The sequence below is a fragment of the Enterobacter sp. 241F3 genome (assembly GCF_034106785.1).
Classification (GTDB): Bacteria; Pseudomonadota; Gammaproteobacteria; order Enterobacterales; family Enterobacteriaceae; genus Enterobacter; species Enterobacter vonholyi.
This window is the reverse complement of sequence record NZ_JAWNDD010000001.1, coordinates 1,297,989-1,320,673: the sequence shown is the minus strand read 5'-3', so window position 1 is coordinate 1,320,673 and position 22,685 is coordinate 1,297,989. Positions and strand designations below refer to the sequence as shown.

Genomic DNA, 22,685 nt, shown 5'->3' with positions numbered 1-22,685 from the left:
GATATGCGAAACGGGATCCGTTTAATCACCGTGGCGCTCTTTGCGCTTTGCACACAGGCCCAGGCGGACACCGCGTTGGGCGAAATTAATATTCGGCTCTACGGCAATATTGTCGATTTTACCTGCGTCGCGGAAGGCAGCGACAGCGACAAGACCGTCACGCTGGGGACCTGGCCCACCAAACAGCTCAGCACCACCGGGAGCCGCACGCAGCCCATGCCGTTTACGCTGAAGCTGACCGGCTGTCCGCCGGGCTCGGCGTCCATCACGTTTTCGGGTAAAGCCGACGGGAGCAATAGCGGCCTGCTGGCGCTGAATGACGCCAGTACTGCAAGTCGTGTCGCGGTAGAGATCAGGGATGCGGATAAAACGCGCCTGGCTCTCCAGCAGGCCAGCCAGCCGGTCTCGGTTGATGCGCAGGGGAATGCGATACTGTCGTTTTATGCTAATTATATTGCCACTGCCGATAACCCTCAGCCCGGACGAGCCGATGCGGATGCCACCTTTATGATTAACTATAATTAGCACTGACCGCACTCCCTGCAGCTCAGATAAGCTGCAGGGAGTGAATTCAGGTTAAAGCAGTTCGTGCGCTTTGGCGTAATCAATTAATTCCACGATGCTTTGCACACCCAGCTTGGAATAAATATTGGATTTATGCGCGCTAATGGTTTTGTTGCTTAATAGTAGCTGTTCTGCAATTTCCTTATTGGATAATCCATTCGCCAGATATCGTAATACCGTGACCTCGCGGTTCGATAATGGCATATCTACTGCCATCCCTTTCCCTGAACCCAAATGGTTTATAAAGTTCAGCGTTTCTGACGGGAAAAAGGAATAGCCCATCAGGATCATTTCTACGGCGTTGTAGATCTCACCCAAATCTTTACGCTTACTGACGAAGCCATTTGCCCCGGCGCGAATGGCGCGACCCGCGTAAAATAACTCTGATTTAGACGAGAGAAACAGAACCTTAATGTCTTTATTTAAGTTTCTGATTCTCTTAAGCAAAGCGAAAGCATCCGTGCCCGTGAGTTCAATGTCAAGGATCACCAAGTCGATAGGGTGATTGCGGATACAGTCAAGAACTTCATGGCTATCGCCAGACTTGAGCTTGACTGTGATATTCTTATTTTTCTGTAGCAGGACTTCTATCGACATTCTGACGATAGGATGTTCGTCCATAATGATAACGGATGCCGGTTTCATTTTTAATGCCTCAGATTGTTAAAAGCGTTGTGCAGAGTTTGTAAAACTCTCGAAATGCCGGAAGGATATAATGTGCAGATCCCTATACCGTAGTATTTCCCTGGAAAGAGCGAAAGCATCCTTGTTTACGTAATGAAAAGAACTATGCCTCAGCGCGGTCATCTCATTAGGCTGGTGTTGGCAAAAAGGTTTTTCTTATTCAGATTTGATACGCATCTTATTATACAGGGTAAGTTTTTTCCGAAAACCCTGTAAATTAATATCCGCTTATGGGTTTGTATTATCTTCTGGATCTGAATCGCTATTTTTTTAAATTTAGCGGAAATATCCTGTTATCTCATTTACCGCATATTTTCATCTTTATGTAATAACAAAAAATAACAGATATCTCTTTATGTTGATTAATTGTTAACGAAAATACCCATCATTTAGGGGGACTAACCCACGCTGATGAGCTCAACAATTGCCCTCGCAGGCCGCCAGTCCTTCATCTGAAAGCGCGCTGGTTGATTAGAAGGTCCGCATCTCCTGCACAGGAGAACATGCTATCCGCTTTGCTTTTTCCTCCTGGACGTTGTCGCTAAGCTGCTTGTTTTTACATCATTATCATCTTGTTAACGCTATCTGCATTCACTTAACGGATGGAGTAAAGTGCTGCCGTTTGTTCATTCTGTGGCATTTCACAATGTTCGCGTCCTTAAATTAGGAATAGTTATAAATTCGATTTAATTGTTAAAAATTAACATTTATGCAACGCAAGTGGTAAGTAAATTCCTAAACAGCTTTAGGAAATAAGGGGTTAGGACGTGAGTGAAAATGTGCAGTCTGAGAGGTTATTAAGAAGATGTAGCAATTCCTGACGATGGCTCAGCCCGAGCTTCACCAGGATGCAGCTGAGACGATAGATAATACGGCTATAGGGACGATTCTGCATAAGGGCAATCTGACGTAATGTCTTGCCCCGGGAAAGCTCCTGCAGGATGGGCCATTCGTTGCGTGAAAACCAGTCTTTCTCCGTACCCTGCGGAGGGAGGGTATCCAGCAGGCTCTGCTGGAGCACAGCGGCATTCAGCTGGCGTTCGAGAACATGAAAGGGACCTGCCGCTTTGCAGAAGAGGCGGGTGTCGTAATTATCGGCCCTGACCAACAGCCAGGGCGTCAGGAACGGAGGAAACAGACTATGCCGTCTCAACTGATCCAGTTTCTCCAGAAGCCCCGTGGACCGGCTTTCAATATCCACGACCAGACGGGCTGAGGGCCACTGCGTCTGAGCGATGAGGGCATCGTCCAGCGTGGCGTAGTCGCAGCAGCTGCTCAGGGGAAATTGCCCGTTGAGAAAACCGGTGCGCAGGTAGTGATCCTCAGTCACCAGAAGGATAAAAGGGGCGTCTGTTTTGCGGGGCTGGCTGATGGACTGGCTCAAGAATTCGAGCCGGTCGAAAAAGGGGGGAGCAAAAGGTGAGCGCGTAAATCCCAGTGCATCACTTCCTGTACGCCGCCGCCGGTAACGGCGCACTGTCATTCGCATGGTCTCCCTCCTGGAAATGGCTTTCTAATCCTCCGGCCATGTCCAGGACAACCAGTAATACCCCTGGCCGAGATCTGCGCCTGCCTGCAGTGCACAGGTACGATCGCGTTCAGTCTCAATACCTTCAATAAGCACTTTCCCGGCAAGCTGAAAGCAAAGGGAAACCAGTTGCCTCAACTCAGGGGTGTCGCGTAAACGCCAGAATGCTTCCTTATCTATTTTGATGCCGCTTAACGGGAGTCGAAAGGATAAAAACGACTGCACTAAGACGTCATCGATGTCGTCCAGCCAGATTGCGTGCCCTCGTCTGCTCAACTGATGGAGATTCTGAACCACTAACTGCTTCTGTGCGACGGAAAGCGCCAAAATGGACGCGGGGTCGACAAACTCAATATTGAGCGGCACGCAGGATAATCTTATAAGTCGCTGAAAAGACGTGGGCTCTGTCAGAACGGTTATCGGCAGATTAATAAAAAGGTTATGACCGTGCGGCGTATTTTTTAACGCGGCAAGCTGCGCTTCAAGCAGCGTTATCGACCAGTCTGCGGACCGATCGCAAAAAAAGTCCTCACTGTGCCGCATGTCGGCCAGAACGCTAAGGACCTCGACGCCAACCTGGCGCAAGGAGGTAAGGGCGACGATGGGCTCAAGCTTAATGCCGACGATGTCCTGAGATATGTACTGTAACCGGGGGGGCGTATCGATCAGGTTTTGCGCTGTCACTCCATTGTCCTGTTGTCTGTCAGCCTCCAGGCGGCCGGGATACCTGACTCTAGTGTGACGAGCTGACGTTCGGGAAAACAGTAGGCGTTACTTAAATGCAACTAAGCCTTTTCGCAGCGCTAAATTTTACGGTGAAACAGGACAAAATGTTGAGAAAATAGCCGTATTTACAATCGGCTAGCGGTAATTGACTCTGAAAACGGAAAAGGCATTGACTCACCTGCCATTGACCGTATAATTCTTCGCGTTTCACCACCGCGAAGTACACACTTCTCAGTGCGCCCTTAGCTCAGTTGGATAGAGCAACGGCCTTCTAAGCCGTAGGTCGTAGGTTCGAATCCTACAGGGCGTGCCATTTAATTTCATAGAGTTACGCCTCCTTCACATCCTCCTGATTTCCATTGTGGGACATATTTGGGACAGCACCCCTAAAATTTACCGGTCATGAAGGACATTTATGTGGTATCTACTCGCAACTTCGCTTGCCGCACTCTCTCTTAATAAAAGCCTGGCTTACCTGATGCTGGGATTAACGGCATTTCTCGGCTGGAAACAGAGTATTCTTGACGCCCCGGCGCTGCTGGTTATTGCATCAATCGTTGTTGGCTGGTCTGTTGTTGAATGGCTACGTAATAAAAATAATAAATACACATATCTGGTCGAAGGCCTGTGCGTGGTCATCGCCGTTGCCCTGGTTTTGCATGTGATCCCGGGTTTTCATAACCCAAAGGTGCTGGATGCTGTCGTCGTTGGTCCGCAAAGCAAACCGTTCAGTATGTACTTTAATATGGACAAGGCGGTGGTGCCGTTCTTTTTAATTACGTGTATGCCAACGTTATTCGTAGCAAAACCCCTCTATAAAGCTGGCAAGGTCGGCTGGGCGATATTGGTTCTTGCGGTACCCGCGCTGTTACTTCTGGCTGTGGCGTTGGGCGGGCTGAGAATTGAGCCACATGCGCCAGAATGGTTCGCGCAATTTGCCCTTGCGAATATTTTCTTCGTCTCTTTGGCCGAGGAAGCCTTGTTCAGAGGCTACCTTCAGCAGCGATTGTCCCGGATCGTTCATCCTGTTGTCGCGCTGTTGATTGCCTCAGTCATCTTTGGGCTGATGCATTATAGCGGCGGTTTACTGCTGATTATTTTTGCCAGCCTCTCAGGCATTATTTACGGCCTGGCGTGGATGTGGAGCGGCAGGCTCTGGGTTGCAACGTTATTCCATTTTGGGCTGAACGGCCTGCATTTATTGTTCTTCACCTATCCTGTGTATGCCCCTCATGCGGTTATGTGATGCTTTTTAAATGAGTAGCCTTATAAATTTAGCTACCTCCGGATAAGCATACAAAGCCCCGCAATATCGGGGCTTTTATATCTGCCGGGCGCATGAATATCAGATTTACCTTCGCGTTATAATAAATAGAAGGCTAATTAATTCATTACAGGCAGGCTTAAGGTTTTCTTAATCTAAGAATTATCTCTCATTAAAATTTGGATTTTTATCATTCTAAAATCTGCTAAAAAGAAATTTTACACTTTTACGACTAAACTCGATTGATACTAATTATCATTAGCGTTGTTGTATGCTTTAATCCTGTCCCACAAAGCTATGAGTGGTTACTCCCGTTGGTCTATTAAGGATATGTTCATGAATTCTCGCCTGCTGTCCTGCTTCTCGCTTGCCTTGTTGTCTTCCTCCCTTTTCCTTTCCGCACAAGCGGTTGCCGCCGATAACAACGAAGGTATCGTTGTTTATAACGCGCAGCACGAAAACCTGGTGAAGTCGTGGGTTGACGGTTTTACTAAAGAAACCGGTATTAAAGTCACTCTACGTAATGGTGATGACAGCGAGCTGGGTAACCAGCTGGTGCAGGAGGGCAGCGCGTCGCCGGCAGACGTATTCCTGACGGAGAACTCGCCGTCCATGGTGCTGGTGGATAATGCAAACCTGTTTGCGCCGCTGGATCCAGACACCCTGAAGCAGGTACCGGCGGAATATCGTCCTGCGCACGGCCGCTGGATCGGCATTGCCGCCCGCAGCACGGTATTTGTGTATAACCCGGCAAAACTCAGCGAACAGCAGCTGCCTAAGTCGCTGATGGATCTGGCGAAACCCGAGTGGAAAGGCCGCTGGGCGGCATCTCCTTCAGGCGCGGATTTCCAGGCCATCGTGAGCGCGATGCTGGCCCTGAAGGGCGAGAAGGCCACCCTGGAATGGCTTAAAGCGATGAAAGCCAATTTCGTTGCCTATAAAGGCAACAGCACCGTGATGAAGGCAGTCAATGCCGGCCAGATTGATGGCGGCGTGATTTATCACTACTACCGCTTTGTCGACCAGTCCAAAACCGGTGAAAACAGCAAAAACACTCAGCTCTACTACTTCAAACACCAGGATCCGGGCGCGTTCGTAAGCCTTTCCGGCGGTGGCGTGCTGGCGTCCAGCAAACACAAAGCGCAGGCGCAGGCCTTCATCAAGTACATTACCGGCAAAGAAGGTCAGGAAAGTCTGCGTACCAACAACGCCTTTGAGTATGCAGTGGGCGTGAACGCGGCCTCCAACCCGAAACTGGTTCCGCTGAAAGCTCTTGATGCACCGAAAGTTGAACCTTCAACGCTCAACAGTAAAAAAGTTATCGAGCTGATGACGCAAGCCGGTCTGCTGTGATCCTGAGAGTGAAGTGAACGTCTTATGTCTGGTCTGAGTCTCGACATCGGAAAAAACAGAGTGCAGGAGCCTGTCCGCAGGCGTCCTGCACTGCCGATGGTTGCGTTAGCTGTGTTGTTTTCATTAATGGCGCTTCTGCCTTTGGGTTTTATCATTGCCATTGGTATTGAGACCGGCTGGGAAACCATTAAGGCGCTGGTGTTTCGCCCGCGTGTGGCTGAGCTGCTCGGCAACACGCTGTGGCTGACGGCCCTGGCGGTTCCGCTGTGTATCGTGACGGGCGTGGTGATAGCCTGGCTCACAGAGCGCACGCAGCTTGCCGGACGGGGCATCTGGTCCGCGCTGGCGGTCGCTCCGCTGGCCATTCCGGCGTTTGTGCAAAGCTATGCCTGGGTGAGCGTTGTCCCGTCCATGCATGGGCTTTCCGCGGGCGTGTTCCTCTCGGTTCTTGCGTACTATCCGTTTATCTATATGCCGGTTGCGGCGGTGCTGCGTCGCCTTGATCCGACGCTTGAAGATGTCGCCGCGTCGCTCGGCACGCCGCCGTGGAAGGTCTTTTTCCGCGTGGTGCTGCCCCAGCTCAAGCTGGCTATCTGCGGCGGCGCGCTGCTGGTGGCGCTGCACCTGCTGGCGGAATATGGCCTGTACGTGATGATCCGCTTTGATACCTTCACCACGGCAATTTATGACCAGTTTCAGTCTACCTTCAGCGGCCCGGCGGCAAACATGCTGGCGGGCGTGCTGGCCTTGTGCTGCCTGGCTATATTAATGCTGGAAGGCGTGACGCGTGGAAAAGCCCGCTACGCGCGAATTGGCGCCGGGGCCGCGCGCGAGCAGAAACGCTGGCCGCTGAAGCCTGCGGCGGCCGCGCTGGGTCAGCTGTTTTTCATCGTGCTGATCGTGCTGGCGCTGGGCGTGCCGTTAATTGTTCTGTGTCGCTGGGTTTGGCTCGGCGGCGTGCAAAACTGGATGAGTGCCGATCTCTGGCACTCCCTGCGCCAGACGCTGATGCTCGGCGTGGGCGGCGCACTTCTGACGACCGTGTGCGTGATCCCCATCGCGTGGCTCGGTATCCGCTATCCACACCGCATCTTCCGGATGCTGGAAGGGTGCATCTATATCACCAGTTCGCTGCCGGGCATTGTCACGGCGCTGGCGCTGGTCACCGTCACTATTCATTACGCCCGTCCCATTTACCAGACGGAAATTACCCTGTTCCTGGCCTACCTGCTGATGTTTATGCCCCGTGCGCTCATCAACCTGCGGGCGGGGATTGCTCAGGCGCCGGTTGAGCTGGAAAACGTGGCGCGCAGCCTGGGCAGCACGCCCGCGAAGGCGCTCTGGAGCGTCACGATGCGCCTGGCCGCGCCGGGTGCGGCGGCGGGGGCCGCGCTGGTTTTCCTCGGCGTCAGCAACGAGTTAACCGCCACGCTGTTGCTCTCTCCTCTGGGCACGCGCACGCTCTCCACCGGATTCTGGGCGTTGACCAGCGAAATTGATTATGTGGCTGCAGCGCCTTACGCGATGCTGATGATCCTGATTTCACTCCCGCTGACCGCCATTCTCTATATGCAGTCGAAGAAAATTGCAGGGCTATGACATGCTTGAATTAACCGCCATTTCTAAATCGTTTTCTGATGTGCAGGTGCTCGACAGCTTAAACCTGAGCGTTGCGCCGGGGAGCAGGACGGCGATTGTCGGGCCGTCCGGGTCGGGGAAAACCACGCTGCTGCGTATTCTTGCCGGGTTCGAAACGCCCGACACCGGACGTATTGTCATGCAGGGGAGAACGCTGTTTGATGAAAACAGTTTTGTTCCCGCCCACCTGCGCCGGATCGGTTTTGTACCTCAGGAAGGGGCGCTTTTCCCTCACCTCAATGTGGCAGACAACATTGCCTGGGGGCTGGACGGTACCCGCCACGAGAAGCGCCAGCGCGTTGAGGCGCTGATGGAGATGGTCTCTCTGGACAGGCAGCTCGCAACGCACTGGCCCCATGAGATTTCCGGCGGACAGCAGCAGCGCGTGGCGCTTGCCCGTGCGCTGGCCCAGCGTCCTTCACTGATGCTGCTGGATGAACCATTCTCGGCGCTGGACACCGGCCTGCGCGCCATGACCCGTAAAGCCACGGCCGATCTGCTGGCCGAAGCGGGCGTGGCCTCGATTCTGGTCACCCACGATCAGAACGAAGCGTTGTCCTTTGCCACGCAGGTCGCGGTCATGCGCTCCGGGCGCTTCACGCAGGTCGGGACGCCTTATGAGGTGTACACCCGTCCGGTTGACGAAGAGACGGCGCTTTTTCTTGGCGATGCGCTGATCCTGCCTGCGCAGCTCACCGCGGGCTACGCCCTGTGCGCCCTGGGTGAGGTGCCCACGGACAACGCGCAGGCTACAGGGCAGGGCAGAGTGATGCTGCGCCCGGAACAGCTGAGCGTGACGGCATGTGCCTCCCATGAAAGCCCAATCTCGATTCTTGATGTGGACTTCACCGGCCAGCTGTCGACGCTCACCCTTGGGCTCGCCGGGCAGCACGAGCCCGTGACCCTGAAGACCGTCAGCCAGCCTGGATGGAACCCTGGCACGGCGGTACGCATTGATATTGCTGGCACCGCGCGTGTATTCGAATATTCTTAATATTCGTTAGTAATTTCATGCAACGGGTTGTTATAAAAGATTTTTCCCGAACGTATGGCATTCTCTGAGATTCTCTACCATGCTCATAAAACCTCACCGCAATGCGTGAGGTTTTTCGTAGTTGCTGATTAATCTCAAGGAAAAAGGTTATGAAAAAGACGACTGCTATTTTGTTGGGAACGGCGTTACTGTTTACAACCAATGCTTTTGCTGCACAGCTACTCACTAAAAGCGAGTTCAAAAAAGTTGCATCTCAATATAAAAAAATCGGTACGGTAAACACCTCGAATGAAGTATCGGTGGATGATGCAAAAAAAGAACTGATTGAGAAAGCCGATAAGAAAGGCGCGGATGTCCTGGTGCTCACTTCAGGGAACACCAACAATAAAATTCACGGTACGGCCAATATCTACAAGAAAAAATAACGTCATTGCAGCCACCCCGAAACGGGGTGGTTGTTCACCCTCTTTTCTCGCCATACCTCCTCATGAACGCGGTTACACTTGCTAATGCATTTATAATGCGTATAGTTCTCATTTGCATTTCAGCAAGCACATTCTAAGGCCCGATAACGGGTCATTTTTGCGCGCACTTTCAAATGAGTTAACGATGAACAACACCAACATACACAAAACGCTGCTGGCGCTCGCCGTTGGCGCAATAACACATTCCGCCTTTGCGGCTGACGATCAAAAAGAAGATACCCTCATCGTGCAGGCTAAGCCTGCCAGCGAGTTCAAACCCGGTGGCGACCAGCTGTTACCGGCCTTCCTTGACGGACAGGTGGCGAACGGCGGACGCATGGGAATGCTGGGCCAGCAGAACGCCATGGACGTGCCGTTCAACATCATCAGCTACACCTCAAAGCTGGTGGAAGATCAGCAGGCGAAAACCATTGCTGACGTGGTCGCTAACGACGCGGGCGTGCAGTTCGTTCAGGGGTATGGCAACAGCGCGGAAACCTACCGCATCCGCGGTCTGAAGTTTGACGGTGACGACATGACCTTTGGCGGTCTGTCCGGCGTGCTGCCGCGGCAGGTAGTAGATACCCAGATGGTCGATCGCATCGAGATCTTCAAAGGGGCCAACTCGCTGATGAACGGCGCGGCGAGCTCCGGCGTGGGCGGGATGATCAACCTTGAGCCCAAACACGCCGGCGAACTCCCGCAGGCGAAAGTGGGCATCGACTATACCTCTGATTCCCAGATTGGCACCACGCTGGATGCGGGCCGTCGCTACGGCGACAGCGACCAGTTTGGCGCGCGGGTGAACCTGGTCCATCGCGAAGGGGAAACCGGCATACCGAATGACCGCCGCCGCACCACGCTGCTCTCTACCGGCCTGGATTACAGCGGTGACCGCTTCCGCACCTCGCTGGATCTCGGCTATCAGAAGAAAACCTTCCACGGCAGCCCGACCAGCGTCAATATCTCCGCGGTGGATTTCGTACCCGAGCCGCCGAAAAACGATCGCAACTTCTCTCAGAAGTGGGCCTACAGCGACATCGAAAACGAGTTCGGGATGTGGCGCAGCGAGTACGACATCACCGACGGCTGGACCGCCTACACCGGCCTGGGCGCGCAGCACGCGCACGAGGAAGGGATCTACAGCGCGCCGAAGCTGGTCGATAAAAGCGGTAAGGCAACGGCCAGCCGCCTTGATACCAACCGTATCAGCGATTCCGTCAGCGGCATGGCGGGCATTCGCGGTAACTTTGATACCGGTTTTATCTCGCACAAGGTCAATGTCGGCTATTCGGCGATGACCAAAAACGAAAAAATCGCGTGGAAAATGTCGGCTGCGAAGGATAACCCGACCACCAACATCTACCACAATACCGGCGTCGATATGCCGGACAGCAGCAACTTCAACGGCTCCGGCGGAAAGTACAGCGACCCGCTGACCAGCGGACGCACGCGCACACAGGGCTGGCTGCTGAGCGATACGCTGGGCGTACTGGACGACAAACTGCTGTTCACCGCCGGGGCGCGCCACCAGAAGGTGGTCATTCGCGGGTATAACAAAATTACCGGTGCGGAAAACGCGGCGGACGGCTTCGACGGCAGCCGCTGGATGCCAACCTACGGCGTGGTCTACAAGCCGTGGGAGACGCTTTCCCTCTATGCCAACCATACCGAAGCGCTGCAGCCGGGCAAAACCGCGCCTAATACCGCCACCAACTACGGCCAGAGCACCGGTATCGTTCACTCTAAGCAGAATGAAGTGGGCGTGAAGGCGGACTTTGGCCGCGTAGGCGGCTCGCTTGCGCTGTTCGAAATCAAAATGCCGTCGGCGATCCTCGACGACAGCGGTCACTACGGCCTTGACGCTGAACAGCGTAACCGTGGCGTGGAGCTGAACGTCTTCGGCGAGCCAATGCTGGGGATGCGTCTGAACGCCAGCGCTACCTGGCTGCAGGCTGAGCTAACCAAAACCAAAAACGGCGTAAATCAGGGTAACGATGCGATCGGTATTCCGAACTTTTACGCCGTGCTGGGCGCAGAGTACGACATTAAGCCGATTGACGGCCTGACTGCCACCGCCCGCGTGAATCACTCCGGCGCGCAATATGCTGACCTTGCAAACACCAAAAAGCTGGACAGCTACACCACGCTGGATCTGGGGATGCGCTATCGCTTCGCGGTGAACCACAATGCAAACCAGATGACCGTGCGCGCGGGCATCGACAACGTGACCAATGAAAACTACTGGGCCAGCGTGGACGATTCCGGTACCTATATTACGCAGGGCGAACCGCGCACCTTTAAGGTCTCGGTTGGCTACGAATTCTAAGCGTTCCATCTCGTTATCCGGGGCAGGGATGCCCCAATCCCTTGCTACCTCCAGCATGAAGTGTTAAAACGTGCCCCTTCTAAAAAAGAGACAGGGGTAGGACGTGAAAGACGCGTCATCCGCTTCAGGCCATGGTAGCGCCGAAGCCTCGTCGGATCAGAATCCGACGCTGCAACGTGGGTTGCAAAATCGACATATTCAGTTAATTGCCCTTGGCGGCGCAATCGGTACCGGGCTGTTTCTCGGCATAGGCCCCGCTATTCAGATGGCTGGCCCGGCGGTTCTGCTGGGTTATGGTATCGCCGGGATTATTGCCTTCCTGATCATGCGCCAGCTTGGCGAGATGGTCGTTGAAGAGCCGGTTTCAGGCTCCTTCGCGCACTTTGCTTATAAATACTGGGGCCCGTTTGCCGGCTTCCTGTCCGGCTGGAACTACTGGGTAATGTTCGTGCTGGTGGGGATGGCGGAGTTAACCGCCGCAGGCATCTATATGCAGTACTGGCTGCCGGATGTCCCGACGTGGGTCTGGGCGGCGGCCTTCTTCATCATTATTAACGCCGTTAACCTCGTCAACGTCCGCCTGTATGGCGAAACCGAATTCTGGTTTGCGCTGATCAAGGTGCTGGCGATTATCGGCATGATCGGCTTTGGCCTGTGGCTGCTGTTCTCTGGCCACGGCGGCGAGCGCGCCACGATCGACAACCTGTGGCAGCACGGCGGCTTCCTCGCCACCGGCTGGAAAGGGCTGATTCTCTCCTTGGCGGTGATCATGTTCTCCTTCGGTGGGCTGGAGCTAATTGGCATTACCGCCGCCGAAGCGCGCGACCCGCATAAAAGCATTCCAAAAGCGGTTAACCAGGTGGTGTATCGGATCCTGCTGTTCTACATCGGCTCGCTGGTGGTCTTGCTGGCCCTCTATCCGTGGGTGGAAGTGAAGTCCGACAGCAGCCCGTTCGTGATGATTTTCCACGATCTGAACAGCAACGTGGTCGCCTCGGCGCTGAACTTCGTCATTCTGGTGGCGTCGCTGTCGGTCTATAACAGCGGCGTTTACTCAAACAGCCGTATGCTGTTTGGCCTCTCCGTACAGGGCAACGCACCGCGCTTTTTAACCCGCGTCAGCCGTCGCGGCGTGCCGGTGAACTCTTTGTTGCTGTCAGGGGCCATCACGTCGCTGGTGGTGCTGATCAACTACCTCCTGCCGAAAGAGGCCTTCGGCCTGCTGATGGCGCTGGTTGTCGCCACGCTGCTGCTGAACTGGATCATGATCTGCCTGGCGCACCTGCGCTTTCGCGCCGCGATGCGCCGCAAGGGACGCGAAACGCAGTTCAAAGCGCTCCTTTACCCGGCGGGGAACTACATCTGTATCGCTTTCCTGGGGCTGATTCTGGTGCTGATGTGCACCATGGATGAGATGCGCCTGTCCGCGATGCTGCTGCCGGTGTGGGTTATATTCCTGTTTGTGGCGTTTAAGCTATCCCGAAAAAAGTGATCTGCTTTTCACCCTCTCCCCGTGGGAGAGGGCCGGGGTGAGGGCACCAGACCGCACCTGCCTTCACTCCCGGTGTCCGAAACTGATTATCTGACGATGACCCCCGACAGGGAGCGAATATCATTCCCCGTCGGCGACTGGTGAATACGCAAACCAAATTCATCCACCACCGCGAAAATATGGTCGAAGATGTCGGCCTGTATCTCCTCATATTCTGCCCAGACCACCGTATTGGTGAAGGCATATATTTCAATCGGCAAGCCATTCGCGTCAGGTGCCAACTGACGCACCATCAGCGTCATATCTTTGCGAATGCGCGGGTGGTTGCGAAGATATTCGTTCAGGTAGGCGCGGAAGGTGCCGATATTGGTCATCTTGCGAAGGTTTAATACCGATTCTCCTTCACCGTTCTTCTGATTCCACAGGTTTATTTCCTCATGTCGAGCGGCCAGATAGGGCTTAAGCAGTTTCGCCTGAATGAGCTTCTGCTGTTCCTGCTCGTCGAGAAAATGAATGCTGGTGGTATCAATGCTCAGGCTGCGCTTAATGCGTCGACCGCCGGAGGCCGACATGCCGCTCCAGTTGATAAAGGCGTCGGAGACCAGCGCCCACGTCGGAATGGTTGTAATCGTATTATCAAAATTTCGCACCTTAACGGTGGTCAGGCCGATGTCCGTCACCGTGCCGTTGGCACCGTATTTCGGCATCTCCAGCCAGTCACCGAGCTTGAGCATGTCGTTGGCGGAAAGCTGAATCCCCGCCACCAGTCCCAGTATCGGGTCTTTAAACACCAGCATCAGAACGGCGGCCATGGCGCCCAGACCGCTTATCAGAATCGTCGGGGACTGACCAATCAGCAGGGAGATAATCAGTATTCCCACCAGGATGGCGCTCACCAGCTTGATGCCCTGGAAGATCCCCTTCAGCGGCAGCTGTGACGCGGTAGCCATTTTCTGCGACAGATTGAAAATCACGTCCAGCAGCGAGAAGAAGGAGAGCAGGGCATACACCATCACCCACAGCTTCGCGCAGGTAGTGAGTATTTCCGCCGCTTCGCTGCCTTTTTGCAGCCACAGTACCGCCTGGACGTTGACGATTATCCCCTGTAGGGTAAAGGCCAGACGGTGAAATAATTTATTCTGGGTGATGATCTGCAGCCATAAATGGCTGCTGGCCTGCGCGCGTTTTTCGAAAGCGCGAAGCACGCCTTTGTGCAGAATAAAATGAACGATGATGGCGGTAAGAAAAATAATTCCAAAGATAATCACTAAAGAGGTGGTGTGATTAATTTCAATGCCTAACTCTTCAACCTGAGCAATCAATTCCTGCATAACGTCTCCTGTATTTTTGCAGCCCCATAATGGCGGCTGCGGATCTATTATGCAAATTCACAGGCTTATTTGGTGGCCTGGCAGATCTTCGCCACCGGCAGACACAGGCGATGGCGGATGCGCAGCGTCGCCAGGGCAAGCACCACCATCATCGCCGTTTCCACCATCAGGAAGACGTTAACTGCCTGGGTGTAATCCCCGTGATGGTTCTGCAGCGCGTGCAGCAAAATGGCGCCAAAAATGGCCGGGCCAAGCCCCAGCGCGGCCTGCTGCAGGGTGCTGAGAATGGCGCTCGCTGCCCCGGCGTCGTCAGGCTGAATATCGCGCATCCCGATGCGGTAGAAACTGTTCACGATGAGCGCCTGCCCGTAGCCCACCAGTCCGGTGGCGGGTGCCAGCGTCAGGGTGGTGTTGTTCATGCCCCACAGCCGGAACGTCGCCATCAGCGCCAGCAGGCCGGTAATCTGGATTGCCAGACCCGTCAGCAGAATAGTGCTGGTGCTGTAGCGGGCAATCAGCCGCGGCGCGAACCAGGCCGAAACAAAGTAGGTCACGCCAAGGGCGATAAAACTGTTTCCGGACTGCCATGGGGCCATCCCCAGACCGGTTTGCATGGTGAGCGCCATACAGAACATAAAACCGGACCAGACGCTGAAAAAGAGCATCGCAATCAGAATGCCAAAGCGCACGCTGCGAAGCGAAAGCAGGCGCGGCGGGATCAGCGGGTGAGCATTCTCACGCTCTTTTTTGCGCGCATTCAGCGCCATCAGCCAGGCCAGCGGGACAAGGGCGAGCAGCATCGCCTTCAGCGGCCAGGACCAGTGCCACTGCGGGCCGAGCGCCATCGGAAACAGCAGGCAGCAAAGCATTATGGCCAGCAACACTGTACCCGGCCAGTCGATGCGTGACGGCGTCTCACGACGGGTTTCCGGTACGAAGCGGCGGCTTAGCGCCAGCACCACCAGACAAATCGGCACGTTGATAAAGAAGGCGTTTCGCCAGCCCAGCCCGGCGATATCCGCCGATACCAGCCAGCCCCCGCCCATCTGCCCGACGATAAACGCAATCCCGCCGATGCCGCCGAACAGGCTGATGGCTTTTGCGTGGGCGGTACCTTTCAGCGTCACGTGCAGCGTGGCAAGAATTTGCGGCATGATGAGTGCGGCACCCGCGCCCTGAACGATGCGCGCGGCCAGCAGCTGTTCAATGTTCCCCGCTATTCCGCAGAGCAGCGAGGCCAGGCCAAAGCTCGCCACACCCCACATGAACAGACGGCGACGGCCAAAATTATCCCCCAGCTTGCTGCCGAGCGCGAGGCAGACGGCAAAGGCCACGCCGTAGAGCGCGACGATCAGCTCCAGCTCGGTGGCGGTAGCGTGCAGTGAATGGGTAATGGCGTCCAGCGCCACGTTGGTGATTGAGGTATCAATCATCGGCAGCATCTGGCCGGTTAACAGCAATATCAGGCCAGCGCGACCCGGTGAAACAACTGACGTATTCATGGTAACTCCATTGCGTCATTCAACAGATGGTCGTAGCATCTACCATCAAATAAACGGGTACCAGTTCTTGCTTATACTGGTACTGGCACTACCATGCAGGGGGATTTATGGCGCTGATGTCTGAACCTGTCGTCTCACTTCAGGATGACACCCGAAAACAGCTCGGGGCATTTTTACGCGCCCGGCGTGAAAGCCTCGATCCGCAGCGTCTCGGCCTGCCGCGCAGCGGCCGCCGCCGCACGCCGGGTCTTCGTCGGGAAGAGGTGGCGATGCTCGCGGACGTGGGCGTGACCTGGTACACCTGGCTTGAGCAGGGCAGGGACGTCAATCCGTCCAGCGCGGTGATGGCGGCCGTGGCAAAAGCGCTGCAATGTACCCCAACTGAAGCCCGGCACCTGTTTGTATTAGCCGGCTTACCGCCGGGTGAAGCGCCGCAGGCGGTCTGCTGCGAGGGCATCAGCGAAGGCACGCGCCGCCTGCTGGATACGCTGATGCCGAAACCCGCCAGCATTCAGAAACCGAACTTCGATATCGTGGCGTGGAACGACAGCTTCGGGCATCTGATGGGCGTCGATTTCAATGACATCCCTCCCGAAGATCGCAACTGTATTTATCTGTTCCTCACCCATCCGGCTTGGCGCGCGCGCCTCGGCAGACGCGACGACGTGCTGCCCATCTTTGTCTCCTATTTCCGGGCGGCGATGGCCGAACACCGGGGCGATCCGCTGTGGGAGGCCAAACTGGCGCGCTTCTTCGCGGTCTCCGAAGAGTTCAAAACCCTGTGGCACCAGCGCAACGACGTGCGCGGCGTGGAGAACCAGCTCAAGCTGTTTACCCATCCCGAGCTGGGGGATTTTACGCTGCAGCAGATGTACTGGTATTCCGCGCCGCGAAACGGCTCGCGGCTGCTGGTGTATCTGCCGGTGGATGAAGCAGGGGAGCGGGCGATGGCATGGCTGGAGAAAAAAAAGATTTAGCACCGCGAGTGGCTTCGCGCCAGGTGTTAACTAGTACTTTTCTGGCAGTTTATGCACTGCTATAAGTATGCCGCGTTTAATGTCTATATGACCATCGATGCGCAGATCGCTCAGAATTTTCATGACGCGGCTGCGCGAAAGACGTGTTTTTTCCTGGATATAATCGCAGACATTAACTGTCAGGCGTAAATCGTCTTTCTCATTTATTAATGCAATGATGTTTTCTCGTATTATCTCATAAGTTGACAGGCCTACAGAGACGTTATTGATTTCAATGAGTCGCTTGATTCCAAACATATAGAGTAGAGCAGCCTCTTTCCAGAGGTGTTCCCGGTCGATGATATTCAATACTTCATTTCGTGGAATGATTTCATATTTAACCTCACCGCAGGCTTTAAAATAGAAATTCGCATTCATGTCCATCAGGGCGTTCATACCCACTAATATCGGGCCCTGAAAGTATTTCATGAGCAATTTTCCTCTGGTGCGATAGGCTGCCAGCATCCCCTCATGGATAACCAGCGTCATCGGTTCGGGATATTTCTCCATAGTGATTATTTGCCGTGAAACTGCTTGTCGGACACGGTGTGGATTTGTAATTGCTGCAATTATTCTTTTTTCTTCATTTTCAGGTTTCATGATTTTGTATTATTCCTGGGAGTGCTTACATTTAATCAAAATAACTGAATGTGTAGAACACAAATTACATATTCCTGCGAGTTGCTAAGATCATTACTGATGAAAATAAACCGTCCTTAAAACGCTGAGGATAACAAAGGACAAAAACATAGAGAAGATAACGTGTCGGGATCGGCTATTAGCAAGTCAGAATTATGGGCGAAGTGATGTTTATATTTTGACTGTAAACACTTTCCGCATAAGGTGTTGCGGTAATAGGTTAAGCTGCCAGTGGTGTTCAGATTACAGCAGAGGTGAACATCGCTGCGCAAACGAGTAGCCTGAAGAGGGTAAAAACACGTTTTAACCCTCTCAGGGAGTGACTGATCCTGATATGTCTCGAGTGAGCGGTCAGGCATCAGTATTGCCACTGGAGCGAAACACCCAGCGTGACGGGACTGGTATGCAGTTCATCCGGCTTTGAAAGCGGGGTACCGATGAAAAAGTCATAGCCAAATTGACCTTTGACGCCTCGAATGCCAGCCACTGCCCCGGCAAGGTGTGCGCCACTCCAGTAATCATTTTCAGAGCCGCTAACCTCACCGTAATCCACGCCAATATAGGGCTGCATCCCCCACTTTGGCAGGTTAAGAGCAATGTCATTGCGTAGATACCAGCCCTTATCCGCATAGATCGACATTTCTCCATCAAACCCTCGCACAGTCCAGCGGTTGCCAATAGTGAACTTATCCGGTTGGGTGAGCCGATCTGGTGACGTTTGCTGCATAAAATGCGGCTCGTAGCTAAAAGCATTTCCGGCCAGTTTGAAAGGGAATACCCCATCAACTTTAAGCGTAAGGATCCTTGCCAGTGGATCAGCGCTGCCCACCAGCTCTTCTGCATCAGGTTGTTCGCCAAACCACGGAGCCGCATGCTGGTATCCGAAACTGGTCGTAAGTTGACCCGCTGAAAAATAGGCAATGTTATTCAGGCTTAACTGCCAGCTGCTGGTATCCCGATGCTGTACTTCCACTTCCACGTCATTAAGGTCATAGCGTGAGTCACGCTTGATCGTTTTAAAAGCCAGCGTGGTTTTCTGACTGGCGCTGCGGAAGATCACGCGGTTCAGGACAGCCGTCATTAATTTTTCGTCGCTGCTGTACTGGTAGCGAAATTCACCGTTGCGGAGAGTTTGCGTGGAACGATAATGGCTGGCATAAAGGTCAAGCGACCAGTATCCCAATGGAACAGAATAAAAGGCCGAGCTGTTATCGTTGCGACGTCCATCTTCATTTTTGAACCCCCCACCATAAGCAATGTAAAACATGTCATTTAATGAAGTTGGGTTATCAACATAAAAAGCGAGCCCTCCCTGATAACGTCCGGTGTGTTTACTGCCTGAATCATCAAACCAGGAGCCCAGGCGCCATGATTGTGGCTGTGTGCGGGTCACTTCAATACGTGTATCCCCGGGACGATTGCCCGGTAGCAAACGTATACTCGCCTGAGTGCCGGGTATGCGCTGCATATTCTCTAAGCCTTGCTCCAGCCCTCGTAAATCGAGAAGGTCGTTTTGGCCTTCCGGAATGTTGTTCCACGCATTTAAAGAATGACCGTTTAACTCTTTTATGTCTATTTCGCTGATGCGGCCAGGCAGAATTGTAAAATGCAAAATACCATTACGTAAATTCTGCGTGGGCACTAATATGCGAGTAGTAATAAATCCATGAGAAATCAGGCGATTCTGCATCGCAGTATGAAGGTTTTTAATACCCCTGATACCAACACACTGTTTTTCTGTTTGCTTTATGAGATCGCGAAAAGTCAGCCAATGTGGAAGTGACTCTGCGCCATCAATAACGACGTGCTGGATATCATAGCAAACAGCTTCTTTGGTCAGAATCAATGTATCACTTGCGCGCGTTCCTTCTGCAGAAAGTAGCGACTTACTTTGAGGCGCAAGCTGGTCATGCCTGGCCTGATCCTGTTGCTGAGTGGTCGCAGACTCAGCCTTTACGTAACAGGGCGACGTTACGAGGAGCGACGCTAAAACGGCGGCGAGACGAGGGTAAGAGATAATCATGTTATTGGCTTCAGATATTCTGAGGATGTTTAACCCTGGTTTAAAGAAATAAAAAGCCCCATAACTAAAATGGGGCTTTGAGAGCCATGGATTATTACATGGCGGTGTTAATGCCATATCCGCCAGGGAAATAGACTATTTCAGTAATGGTTCTGCCGAAGTAGGTATCACCGGGATAAAAGACCATGCCATTTTCCCAAACACCATTACCTTCGGGGGTGCCGTTTGGTTTAATTGAATTATAGCTGATGCTATTATTCATATTATTTCCATTCCAGCTGTTATTATCATTAATAAAGCCGGAGTTGTCGGTGGAAGTATTGTTACTATCAGGTGTAATTACACCATTGTTCGGATTGTCAGCGCCAGTCTGATTAATTACTCCCATGTTATTTACGAAACCAGTGGTTCGGACATACTTGCCAGTGATAATTCCACTCTTTTCGTTACTTATACCATTGTAAGTGTTTAACTGAACATCATCGGCACTGGTTATGTTACCGCTATTCGTCAAAGAGTTGCTGGTGACATTGATACCATTTTCTGCCGACAGCGTTCCTCCGTTGATAAGGTTGATCCGTTCCATCTGAGCATTCAGCTTATTGCCAGCGCTGATAACACCTGTGTTATAAACTGAAGACGGATAGTAGCCGTAGCCGCCGGAAATGAACATGTTGATATCATTCGCAGAGCGGATTTCACCATCGTTTTGCAGGTTATTCATCAGGTAAAGTGTGGTGTCACCTCCTGCCTGGATCTGGCTGCCCGCTTCTGTAGTCACAGCTGAGGCATTGATTGTGATGTTACGGTCGGACTTGATGTCTCCGCTGCGCAGATTATTCAGATTATTTAGGTTTAAATTGATGTCGTTTTTACTTGCAATGGAACCACTGTTATTCAGATCGGACAGCTGAAGATCCATCTGATCGGCAGTCAAGGTACCGCTATTTTCCAGTGCGCTGCTGTTCATCTGGATTGCAAGATGACCTTTTGCAGTAATATTACCGCTATTGGTCACTGGACCAGCGTAATTATTCCAGCCATTCGAACCAATGTTCAAAGCCAGGTCCTGGCCAGCAGTGATAGTCCCTGAATTCTGGAACGTACCGGTAACGGTCATATCAATATTATGACCTGCCTGAAGTGTGCTGTTGAGGTCAGAGCTATAGGCCCTTGCATACATGAAAATATCATTGTCAGCGGTGATGGCTCCCGAGCTATTATCCAGTGCGCCATTTACGGAAAGTGAACCTTCACTATGAATAGTCCCATTATGGTTAGAAAGCAGATCGTCGCCACTCAACTGCAGTTGGCCATCGTGACCAAAGGACTGAATAATACCATTATTGTTATTGAGTACATTGGCGCTGAGCGTATTCCAGCCATTACCGGCTGAGATCAGCCCATTTTCGTTGTTTAGCGCGCGGGTAGTTACGTTCATTGACGCGTTACTGGCGAGCTGGCCAGATGTATTATCGAGGTTGGTGGTATCTACGCTAAGAGCACCCTTCGCGACAATCTTGCCATGAGTATTGTTTATGCCACGGGCGTCCGAATTACTATAGCCATAAGACGCGCGTTGAACAGACAGGTCGCCATTACTGAGTATTTCCCCCTGCGCATTATCCAGTGAATCAGCTATCACCAGGGTGCTGGCATTTCCCTGTACGGAGCCGGCTGTGTTGAGAGTAGTTTTACCCGCCAGGTTAACCATATCCGCTTTGATAAGGCCATGGCTGTTATCAACCATTTCATCTGCTGTGATGGAGACAACGCCGTCGGAGGTAATTTGACCGTTATGGTTTATTACGCTGGTACCCTTGATCATTGCCGCGTTTCCAGCATTCACATGGCCGCCATTGTTTTCGACGGTACCATTAACGTCGATCGAAAGCGTGTCGTTTGCGGTAAGATCGGTATGGTCAAGACGAACGCCGACACCGGTATCCGTACCTTCCATAAAGATTTTATTGGCATACATTGAGCCCAGCGCAGATACATCTAGTGCTAATTCGGGAGCTTTGCTGTCATCATATCTTTTCTGAACTCGACCCTTTTTATCAATATGGTTGTTACCCGTGATAATATTCAGCTCATTGGCCTGCAGCTTCGCGTTAACTTTGACTGACCGGGAGATAATATCTGTATATTGAACCGCGCGGGTATCCATACCTTTTCCGGTAATGTTAACCTCGCCTTTGCTAATATCCAGTCCTGTTACATTACCGTTTGCATCAAAATTGGCGGTACCGGTGGTTAAGGTCGCGTGATTCGTATTAATAAAACCGCATCCATCACAGGTAATCCCGGATGGGTTAGCAATAATAACCTGAGCAGATTTTCCAGCGACTTCAATCATGCCATTTAACTGGCTTGGGTCGGAAGAGCGTACTTCATTTAGAATAACTTTTGCGCTACCGCTTGCCATATTTGTATTGCCATCAATCATACCTGCTAGCTGAGTGTTAGACGCCGCGCCACTGTTATTAAGAATAACACCGTGAGTGTCAACGTTAAATTCAGCGTAAACGTTATGAGAGACGCCTTCTGCGCTGGCTTTATTAATATCAACAATCGTTGTACCGTTTGAATTAGTGTGGATACCGGGTTGTTCCGTATTTCCTGCAACAACGGCAGCGTGAACAGGCATGATCATGCCCAGAGCTAACATAGTAGCGAAACAGGTCGGCGCGAGTTTGGCGTGCAAAACCTGACGTGTGAGGTGGGTGCTTACTGCACATTTATTTTTCATATCTCTATCCTTGTATTCCTTGAAATAATAACGCCCATCGTGTGTTAAAATGGGTTTTAAATGGAATCATGCGAAATCAAAAATCCTTTAAAAGACATGTAATTGTTTATTTCAATATGTCTTTTTATTACGGTGTGCCTTTAGTGATAAAACTAAATTGATTTGTTTGAATTTTGCGCAATGGATTCGTGGAGTTTATGAAACTAAAGGGGAGTGTTGATTTGCATTAATAAAAAAAGGCTTACGGAAAGAATATTATATAAAAAATATATGATGGATTTTATGAATAAGTATTTCTATGCTGTTACAAATTGCTGGGGGTATTTGTGAACTTTATCGAAGGAAGAATCATAACCCAAAGAAAGCGTCACTGAAAGCAGGCACGC

17 protein-coding genes and 1 tRNA gene are annotated in these 22,685 nt (G+C 52.4%); 10 read left to right on the top strand and 8 right to left on the bottom strand.

Going from position 1 to position 22,685, the window contains the following annotated elements; all coding sequences use genetic code 11:
• Positions 1-3: 3 nt before the first annotated feature.
• Entirely contained in the window at positions 4-525 is a 522-nt protein-coding gene (sfmF, locus tag UR504_RS06275) for a fimbria assembly protein (protein ID WP_115874402.1), read from the top strand.
• Positions 526-576: 51 nt separating this feature from the next.
• On the opposite strand, the gene fimZ is transcribed toward sfmF, so the two are convergent.
• The 3 genes from fimZ to UR504_RS06260 all read right to left on the bottom strand — a co-directional run bounded on the left by fimZ (position 577) and on the right by UR504_RS06260 (position 3,460).
• On the bottom strand, positions 577-1,209 hold the full coding sequence (gene fimZ, locus UR504_RS06270) for a fimbria biosynthesis transcriptional regulator FimZ (RefSeq protein WP_008499339.1): 633 nt from the start codon (positions 1,207-1,209) through the stop codon (positions 577-579).
• A gap of 799 nt (positions 1,210-2,008) precedes the next feature.
• On the bottom strand, positions 2,009-2,737 hold the full coding sequence (locus UR504_RS06265) for a helix-turn-helix transcriptional regulator (RefSeq protein ID WP_302234319.1): 729 nt from the start codon (positions 2,735-2,737) through the stop codon (positions 2,009-2,011).
• A gap of 24 nt (positions 2,738-2,761) precedes the next feature.
• Positions 2,762-3,460 carry an EAL domain-containing protein gene (locus tag UR504_RS06260; RefSeq protein ID WP_274242253.1) on the bottom strand — a complete coding sequence of 233 codons (699 nt, stop codon included), beginning with the start codon at positions 3,458-3,460 and terminating at the stop codon, positions 2,762-2,764.
• Positions 3,461-3,738: 278 nt separating this feature from the next.
• Between UR504_RS06260 and UR504_RS06255 the strand changes: the two genes are divergently transcribed.
• The 8 genes from UR504_RS06255 to pheP all read left to right on the top strand — a co-directional run bounded on the left by UR504_RS06255 (position 3,739) and on the right by pheP (position 13,036).
• A tRNA-Arg gene (locus UR504_RS06255) sits at positions 3,739-3,815 on the top strand.
• A gap of 102 nt (positions 3,816-3,917) precedes the next feature.
• Positions 3,918-4,748, top strand: coding sequence for a CPBP family intramembrane glutamic endopeptidase (locus UR504_RS06250; RefSeq protein ID WP_274242254.1), 831 nt, complete (start codon positions 3,918-3,920; stop codon positions 4,746-4,748).
• 354 nt (positions 4,749-5,102) lie between these two features.
• Positions 5,103-6,119, top strand: coding sequence for an iron ABC transporter substrate-binding protein (locus UR504_RS06245; protein ID WP_320739470.1), 1,017 nt, complete (start codon positions 5,103-5,105; stop codon positions 6,117-6,119).
• Between the two features lie 24 nt (positions 6,120-6,143).
• A complete protein-coding gene (locus UR504_RS06240; RefSeq protein ID WP_320739468.1) occupies positions 6,144-7,718 on the top strand; it encodes an iron ABC transporter permease in 1,575 nt (524 codons plus the stop codon).
• Between the two features lies 1 nt (position 7,719).
• Positions 7,720-8,751 (top strand): ABC transporter ATP-binding protein, encoded by a 1,032-nt coding sequence (locus UR504_RS06235; RefSeq protein WP_320739466.1) that lies wholly within the window; start codon positions 7,720-7,722, stop codon positions 8,749-8,751.
• Between the two features lie 149 nt (positions 8,752-8,900).
• The gene (yahO, locus tag UR504_RS06230) at positions 8,901-9,176 is read left to right on the top strand and encodes a DUF1471 family periplasmic protein YahO (protein ID WP_023310654.1); all 276 of its coding nucleotides are present in this window, start codon (positions 8,901-8,903) and stop codon (positions 9,174-9,176) included.
• Positions 9,177-9,360: 184 nt separating this feature from the next.
• Entirely contained in the window at positions 9,361-11,544 is a 2,184-nt protein-coding gene (locus tag UR504_RS06225; protein ID WP_302234328.1) for a TonB-dependent receptor, read from the top strand.
• A gap of 103 nt (positions 11,545-11,647) precedes the next feature.
• The gene (pheP, locus tag UR504_RS06220) at positions 11,648-13,036 is read left to right on the top strand and encodes a phenylalanine transporter (RefSeq protein ID WP_115874408.1); all 1,389 of its coding nucleotides are present in this window, start codon (positions 11,648-11,650) and stop codon (positions 13,034-13,036) included.
• Between the two features lie 86 nt (positions 13,037-13,122).
• Here the strand turns inward: pheP and UR504_RS06215 are convergent, their stop codons facing one another.
• Positions 13,123-14,367 (bottom strand): mechanosensitive ion channel family protein, encoded by a 1,245-nt coding sequence (locus UR504_RS06215; RefSeq protein ID WP_302234332.1) that lies wholly within the window; start codon positions 14,365-14,367, stop codon positions 13,123-13,125.
• A 65-nt stretch (positions 14,368-14,432) separates the two neighbouring features.
• Positions 14,433-15,869 carry an MFS transporter gene (locus UR504_RS06210; RefSeq protein WP_302234335.1) on the bottom strand — a complete coding sequence of 479 codons (1,437 nt, stop codon included), beginning with the start codon at positions 15,867-15,869 and terminating at the stop codon, positions 14,433-14,435.
• 107 nt (positions 15,870-15,976) lie between these two features.
• On the opposite strand from UR504_RS06210, the gene UR504_RS06205 reads away from it, so the two are divergent.
• Complete coding sequence (locus UR504_RS06205) at positions 15,977-16,846, top strand: helix-turn-helix transcriptional regulator (RefSeq protein WP_111963351.1); 870 nt, start codon at positions 15,977-15,979, stop codon at positions 16,844-16,846.
• Positions 16,847-16,876: 30 nt separating this feature from the next.
• Here UR504_RS06205 and UR504_RS06200 read toward each other — a convergent pair whose 3' ends face one another.
• The 3 genes from UR504_RS06200 to UR504_RS06190 form a co-directional block, all read right to left on the bottom strand.
• Complete coding sequence (locus UR504_RS06200) at positions 16,877-17,485, bottom strand: helix-turn-helix domain-containing protein (protein WP_302234338.1); 609 nt, start codon at positions 17,483-17,485, stop codon at positions 16,877-16,879.
• A gap of 397 nt (positions 17,486-17,882) precedes the next feature.
• Positions 17,883-19,547, bottom strand: coding sequence for a ShlB/FhaC/HecB family hemolysin secretion/activation protein (locus tag UR504_RS06195; RefSeq protein ID WP_414464876.1), 1,665 nt, complete (start codon positions 19,545-19,547; stop codon positions 17,883-17,885).
• 94 nt (positions 19,548-19,641) lie between these two features.
• Entirely contained in the window at positions 19,642-22,299 is a 2,658-nt protein-coding gene (locus UR504_RS06190) for a filamentous hemagglutinin N-terminal domain-containing protein (protein ID WP_302234342.1), read from the bottom strand.
• Between the last annotated feature and the right edge of the window lie 386 nt (positions 22,300-22,685).